The sequence below is a fragment of the Dactylosporangium sp. NPDC005572 genome (genome assembly GCF_040605515.1).
In the GTDB taxonomy this organism is placed as follows: Bacteria; Actinomycetota; Actinomycetes; order Mycobacteriales; family Micromonosporaceae; genus Dactylosporangium.
Genome location: NZ_JBEXCY010000045.1, coordinates 59174 through 65992, shown reverse-complemented (window position 1 = coordinate 65992; position 6819 = coordinate 59174). Strand labels below are relative to the sequence as shown.

9 protein-coding genes and 1 pseudogene are annotated in these 6819 nt (G+C 70.7%); all 10 read left to right on the top strand.

Annotation, left to right across the window (positions count from 1 at the left end; all coding sequences use genetic code 11):
* Positions 1–401 (top strand): annotated as a pseudogene (locus ABZS66_RS22825) (hypothetical protein); the annotation flags it as partial.
* Between the two features lie 89 nt (positions 402–490).
* Positions 491–1276 (top strand): hypothetical protein, encoded by a 786-nt coding sequence (locus tag ABZS66_RS22820; protein ID WP_354760698.1) that lies wholly within the window; start codon positions 491–493, stop codon positions 1274–1276.
* 14 nt (positions 1277–1290) lie between these two features.
* Positions 1291–2148 carry a GGDEF domain-containing protein gene (locus tag ABZS66_RS22815; protein WP_354760696.1) on the top strand — a complete coding sequence of 286 codons (858 nt, stop codon included), beginning with the start codon at positions 1291–1293 and terminating at the stop codon, positions 2146–2148.
* Between the two features lie 83 nt (positions 2149–2231).
* Entirely contained in the window at positions 2232–2744 is a 513-nt protein-coding gene (locus ABZS66_RS22810) for a hypothetical protein (RefSeq protein WP_354760694.1), read from the top strand.
* A 26-nt stretch (positions 2745–2770) separates the two neighbouring features.
* Complete coding sequence (locus ABZS66_RS22805; RefSeq protein ID WP_354760692.1) at positions 2771–3091, top strand: hypothetical protein; 321 nt, start codon at positions 2771–2773, stop codon at positions 3089–3091.
* Entirely contained in the window at positions 3088–3636 is a 549-nt protein-coding gene (locus ABZS66_RS22800) for a hypothetical protein (protein WP_354760690.1), read from the top strand. The genes ABZS66_RS22805 and ABZS66_RS22800 overlap by 4 nt, the downstream gene beginning before the upstream one ends.
* A gap of 128 nt (positions 3637–3764) precedes the next feature.
* Positions 3765–4223 (top strand): hypothetical protein, encoded by a 459-nt coding sequence (locus tag ABZS66_RS22795; protein WP_354760688.1) that lies wholly within the window; start codon positions 3765–3767, stop codon positions 4221–4223.
* Between the two features lie 319 nt (positions 4224–4542).
* Positions 4543–4896 carry a DUF3846 domain-containing protein gene (locus ABZS66_RS22790; RefSeq protein WP_354760686.1) on the top strand — a complete coding sequence of 118 codons (354 nt, stop codon included), beginning with the start codon at positions 4543–4545 and terminating at the stop codon, positions 4894–4896.
* A gap of 65 nt (positions 4897–4961) precedes the next feature.
* Complete coding sequence (locus ABZS66_RS22785; protein WP_354760684.1) at positions 4962–5996, top strand: DUF4192 domain-containing protein; 1035 nt, start codon at positions 4962–4964, stop codon at positions 5994–5996.
* Positions 5997–6150: 154 nt separating this feature from the next.
* Positions 6151–6813 carry a GGDEF domain-containing protein gene (locus ABZS66_RS22780; protein WP_354760682.1) on the top strand — a complete coding sequence of 221 codons (663 nt, stop codon included), beginning with the start codon at positions 6151–6153 and terminating at the stop codon, positions 6811–6813.
* The last annotated feature ends 6 nt before the right edge of the window (positions 6814–6819 follow it).

Genomic DNA, 6819 nt, shown 5'->3' with positions numbered 1-6819 from the left:
TCTGGCACCAGGTCGTCGCCGGCACGCGGCCCGCCCAGCCGTACTGGACCTTCCTGGACCGGCACCTGGCCAATCCGCGCACGTACGCCCTCGCCACCGCGCAGGCGCAGTACCTCGCCCAGCCGCGTATCGCGAGCATGCTCACCTACAACGCCCTGCCCAACAGAGTGATGGGGCTGCCCACCAGCCATCTGGAGGCGTTCCAGATTGGCCTGCAGGGCTACAGCTACTACGGCTGGCTGTGCGCCGTCGCGGGTGACGCGGTCGTCTGCCTCGACGGCACCTATCTCGCCGCCGACACCGACCGTCACGCCACCCAGATCGCCTTCCTCGCCGAAGCGAACCGGCGCATCGCCGCCCTCGCCGGCCGGGACCATCTCGTCGCCTGCTGCACCCGCTAGCCGCAGCGTGCCAACCCACGCCGCGCGTCGGGTGAACCGGGCCGGTGCGCCCGGTGGCACATCCATCCCACGAAACCGGAGGTTTGACCATGGCCATGGTTGTGTCATCTCGCCTGGTCCGCCTCAACCAGCGCGGTCGTGACACCGCTTTGGCAGACCGCTTTGTCGTCCCTGTCGGGTATTGGATCTGGACTGGCCTCGTACGCATGCCCGACCGGCGTCACTACGACATGGCTACCGTGCACCAACTCGTCGGCGCGCCTGTTGCATTCGACCTTCGCGCCACGGCAGCGGTGGACGTGCCGCTCGGCTCGCCGAACCTGTGCTTCGCCGCCCGGGTCGACGAGTTCGACGTCGCCGCCACCCGCGAACGCGGCGCCGAGCACGCAGCCGATCGATACAGTCGCTGGTGCTCCATGGTCCGGGGCAGACCGCGGGCCGACGCATGGGCGCCGCAGGCACACCGCATCGGCGCCGACGGCCAGGCCCTGCGTGCCGCACGCCACGCGTTCCTGCGCCAGCCCCGGCGTCGAGGCCATACTCCACCACAACCGCACACATCCGTCCCGCTGGACCCCGACGAACCGGACGCCTTTCAGGCCGGCAAACGCACATACGTCACCTACCACCGGCTGGCGGCGACGGTTGGGGGCGCCCTCATCACCGGCATGAGCCAAGAACCGATGCGCGCCTGCAACCCGCTGCTGTCGCAGCGCCTGGGCTACCTCACCGCCGCCAACGCACGTCTCCACACACTCGACACCACAGCGATGTTTGCCTTCCGCCGAGCAGAACCTCTCACCGGGGGAACCGACCCCGGCTGGTCGCGGACCCCCGGTGTGTTCGCTCGCCATCCGGTTTCTGCACCCCACTGACCCAGTACACGCCCATGCCCACGCAGGCGAATCGGACCTCGGTTCGTCGGCGTTGGCGTGCCTGCGTTTCCGGTCTAGTCCCTCTGACCGAAGGAGAACCTTGCATGTACCTCGCCCCATCGGTGACCGTCAGGCGTTGGATTTTCCACGTCACCACCGCGCTCCTCCTGGCTATTGTCCCCTCGCTGCTGCTCACCGGCCGCGCAGCGCTGGCGGGCGTCATCGCCATAGCCGGCCTCGCCCTGCAGACGATCCTCCTGGCCCGCTCCAGCGACCGTGCTGCTCGTGCCGAGCAGCGCATCGCCGAACTGGAGGCGGACCTTGCGGTCGCGAACGTGGACCCGGTCACCGGGCTCGCGGTGCGCCGGGTCGCCGAGCAGCATATCTTCGACGCCGCCGGCACCGACGTGACGGTCGCCCTCATCGACGTCGACGGTATGCACGACATCAACACCGTCCACACCCACGACGGCGGCGACCGCTACCTCGCGCAGCTCGCCGACCGGCTCGTCCGTGCCGCCGAATCGGGAGATCTCGTCGCCCGCCTCGGCGGTGACGAGTTCGTCGTCGTCACCGAGCGGGACCCGCAGGTGCTCGCCTGGTCCCTGACCGCGGCAGTCGCGCCGCCGGTCACGATCGGCACGGTCTCGCTGCCGATGCGCGTGAGCATCGGCGTCTGCCGCACCCTCGGCGGTGATCCGCACACCGCCTTTGGCCGGGCTGATCGGGCCATGTACACGGCGAAGGGGCTTGGCAGCGGGATCGAGCACTACGACCCGGTCCGCGACGGCAAGCCGCTTTCGCACGACGTGCGGCCGTTGGTCCGGCAACGCGACCGGCGCGGGGTCCGCCGCATTGCGGGCAACACCTGACTTACCGCCTTCGGGCTGCCGGGCCTTCGCCCCAAAGCCCGTCCATTCACCCAAGAACCTGTCCACCAGAGGAGGCGATCGCATTGGGCGCCGACATGGCCCTGCGCAGCCTGTACCTGCCCACCGGATGCACCATCAACCACACCGCCGCCACCGACACGATCCGCCGGCTGTGCCGGGAGGCCACCATCGCCGACCTGCGGGTCCTGATCGACCATGGATGGATCGATGACGAGGCGCCCTACTCCGAGGAGACCTGGACCGACGAGGCGCTGACCGCACGGGCCGCACCCCTGCGACAGGCCACCGAAACCGAGCTGTTGCAGCTGTTCGACGGTTTCGTCCGCTCGTTGGGTCAGCGTGACGTCATCCGGTACCGCTTCGACAACGGCGATGAAGGCATCGACGCCTACGAAACCGGCGGCCTCAGCTCGGGCGACGATCCCACCGACGCATACGGCGCCTGGGACATCGTGTTCGACACCGACAAGCTGCCGGACAGTTGGCCCGACCAGATCGGGGCCGCCGCCGGGCTGCTGCACCCGTGGGGCGACGGCCCGGCCGTCACCACCGTCACCTTCCGCGCCTGGGCCTAGCCAGGCACCCGATGAACGGAGCGCTGATGAGCAGAGTCGTCCGTGACATCGACCGCGGCGTCCGCACCATCGACGGCATCGATCTGCACCTGACCGAACGTGTCTGGGACAACGGTGGCAGCGGCTTCGAGGTCCGCCGCACCGACACTGGCACCGATCTTACTGCGGACGGCTGCCTCGACACCTGGCCCACCGACGAGCACTTGACCAACCTGCTGCGCGACGACGCGGGCACCTGGTCGTGCCCGGGCTGCGGCAGCATCATCGCCGGGAGCCGGAGCGACCTCATCACCGATCACGTCCGCGACTGCGACGCGGCTGACCGCCCTCGGGGACGGCCGACGTGACCAGTGATCCCAAGCCCAACACGGCACTGTGCGGAATGACGCCGATGTGCCAGCGGTGCGGCACGCCCGCCGACACGGTCCGCAACTGTCACCCGTGGTGCAGCGTGTGCGGCCAGTACCTCGTCCACGATCCCGAGTACGGCGACTGGACCACGTTCGCCGACCGGGAGTACCGGCGGCGCACCGCCGGCATCCAGCAACGCATTACGGCCAGCGCCGAGCATGTCGCCCAAGCGGTGGCGGCGGTACACGACCGGCTACCTGCCGACTGGCACGCTGTGGCTTGCCAACACATCGACGGCGCCACCCACACTCTCGACATCCAGCCACCGGCCGGCAGCATCGACGCGATCGCCTACCTGATCCCACCCACCGGTCGAGGCGACGGATGGCTTGTGCGGGTCCACAACCGCACCCGTCATCTCGACTTCCCGCTCTACCACGCCGGCGGTGCCCGCGCGGCCTCGTTCGGCAGCGCCAGCGAGGCCCTCGACGCCGCCATCGAGGCGTTGCGCATCGAGATCGTCAGCGCCGGCTATCGCTGACCGGCCGCTCCCCGGCCACCCAACCTGCCACCAGTAGGCCGTTGCCGGCCTGCACACGCGCGCCTGCGCTCCCCGGGCACGGATGCACCGCTGTGCCCGGGCGCCAACTATCCGCAAAGGAGTCCGGTATGACCGAGCTGTTCGCTACCAGCGCCACCGCCGTCCCGCATCTACATCTTGGGCAGGCCGTGCACGTCAACGCCCGCACGACATGGTTGCTGGCAACCGTCACGTTGATCACGCGCACCCGTATCGGTGTCGCCTATGCTGCCCAGCTCCGGGCCGGCAGCGCGCTCGTCGACGCGGTCGCCCCGTGGGTGATCCGGCCCGCCGACGGGGTCCGTCTGCGCGCCGTGCACGAGCTGCGTTCCGGCGATGACCTGCTGGCCTTTGACGGCACGACGCTCACGGTCGCCGCGGTGTGGCAGGGTCGTGACCACTGGTGGGTCATCGCCTCCGCCAACGGGCAGCGCGCCATCGTGCCGCCGAACGCGATCCTGCGGCTGGCCGACCCGACGCCGACGGTCTGCGTCAACGGCATCCCGCTGTGTCTCACCGCATCACGCGGGGTGTCCCGGCGCCGATGACCGGCCGGCCCGCGAACCTACCGCTGGCGCCGCGTCGACCGGGACGGGACGTTGCGGATCTCCGCGCACCTCGAAGAGACCGAGCGGCGGCTATTGCGCCCCCGACGGCGTCGTCCCGATGCGGGTCAGCATTCACGACACCGTCGTCTTCGAAGGCTGACCGCCGGACGAGGTGCGACCTGGCCACGACCCTGGGCCCGCGGCACATCGGCGGCCTGATGGCCAGAATGACCATTCTCCTGGCCGATGCCCGGTCAATCCTCTGCTCTCCGGGCGTGGCCAGACGGCCGTGCCCGGCGACTCCACCGATTGGAGTCCCATGGCCCACACGTCCTTCACGTTTCTCGTGGTCGCCGAGGACGGCACCAGCCACGAGCACCACACCCGGCTGCGCACCGGCGCTGTCGGGGAGCTGCTGCGCCGCGCGGTCGGCGGGTGGCTGGAGCCGATCCCTATCGGCACCTCGGACCTGTCTGTGTGGTGCGACGAGGACGGCCTGTCTCTGCGACGGCGTCCCAACCCGGCCGCCAGCCTGCTCGTCGCCCGCCTCGGCGGCGGCCAACTGCCGCTGGTCGGACCGGTTGTCGTCACCGGCCGCCGCGGCAGCACCGTCGTCGGCCTCACCGCAGACCAGGTCGACGCACTGTTGGCCGCGCTTACCCACGGCGGCTGACTCCAGGTCCTGCCCCAATCCCAACGTGCGCTGTCTTTGTCCGATCACCTGAGGAGGACCCACCTGTGGTCGCGTCCAGCAAGCTTCGACTCACCAGCCGCGAGGACATCGTCGTCGCGGTGCCCTACCTCGTCGGCTTCCACCCGACCGACAGCCTCATCTGCATCGTCCTCAACCACCAGCGGATCCTGGACCGTCAGCTGATCCGGCTCGTCGTTCGGCTCGACCTTCCCCAACTGTCCGAGATCCCGGAGCTGGCGGCACCGGCCGCGCAGGCCGCCGCGCTGATCGCCCAGTACGGATCGGCGGCGATCCTCATCGGGTACGGCCCGGCCGAGCGGGTCGAACCGACTGCCGCCGTGCTCACCACCGCGCTGCGCGCGGCCTCGATGGAGGTGCGCGACGTGCTGCGGGTCGCTGACGGCCATTACTATTGCCTGTGCGGCGAGCCGGACTGCGCCGCTGACGGCGTGCCGTACGACCCCGCCGACAGCACCGTCCCGGCCGAGGCGGCCTACCTCGGCCTCGCCCCGCTGCCAGACCGGGCCACGCTGGAGCACCTGATCACACCGGCCACCGGACCGGAACGCGACCGGATGCAGGCCGCAACCACCGCGGCGCTGCGCCGGCTCACCGACATGCTGGCCGACGGCGGCGTCTCGACCGCCGACGGTCGGCGGCCGTCCTCACCCGAAAATGTGGTCCGGGCCGGGATCACAGCGGTGCAGCAGGTGTATGAGACCGCCGCCCGCGGCGGCACCCTGTCCGACGCCGAGGTGGCGTGGCTGACCGCCGTGCTGATGGTGCCCGAGGTCCGTGATCACGCGTGGATCGCCTGCGACGGCCGCGACGAGCACCGGCGGCTGTGGATCGACGTGACCCGCCGCGCGACGCTGCGCGCCAGCGCCGCCCCGGCCTGCCTGCTGGCCGTCACCGCCTATCTCGCCGGTGACGGCGCGCTGGCGAACATCGCCGTAGACCGGTCGCTGCATGCGGACCCGGACTACCGCCTCGCGCAACTGCTCGGCCACGCGTTGCGTGCCGGTGTGCCACCACATCGGTGGCGAGCCGCGACCACCGGCGCGACCACCGAGAACTAACGCACGCACCACTCGGTGCCCGTACGGGCGCCGCCGGCACCCCCGCGAACCCCCGCGAGCGCGGGGTTTGCGCACCGCTTGAGGTGAGGGCAGCCGGTGGCACCCGGCTGCCCTCGACACCTCCCCAACCCACGGATTGGAGGTGTGGGCACCAGTGTCCACCATCCCCGCGCACATCACCGCGATCCTCGCGGCGATCGCGATCACCGCCGCCATCACCTACGTCACCACTCGGCGCCGCACAGCAGCCCACCACGGCGCCGCGGTGGTGGCCACCGCCGCGCACGCGGCGCACCGTGACGACCTGACGGGACTGGGCAACCGCCACGGGTTCCACGCGGCGCTGACCGATGTCGCCGGACGGCGGCAACCCGTCGCCGTGATCCTGATCAACTTCGACGGCACCCGGGCGTTCGTCAGCCGCCTCGGCCACCGCGCGCTCGACCAACTGCTCGTGCTGACCGTCGGCCGCCTCCAGCACATCGCGTCTGCCGCCGACGGCACAGCGTTCCGGCTCCGCCGTGACGAGCTCGCCGTCATCCTCGCCGACCCCGCCGGCGCCACCGGCCATGCCGCCCGTCTCGTCGCGGCCGTCGCCGAACTGACCGAGGTCCACCTCGGTGGGCTGCCAATCACGGTCAGCCTGACCGCCTGCGCCGGCGTGGCCACGTTCATCCCACACGCCGACAGCGACTGGCGGCTCGTGCTCATCCGCGCCGACCGGGCCATGCGCGCGGCGAAAGCATCCGGCCGCGGCCAGACCGCAAGCTTCGGCCCCGCGACCGTACGCGGCCGCAACGGTCGGGAGGCACGTTGAAGACCG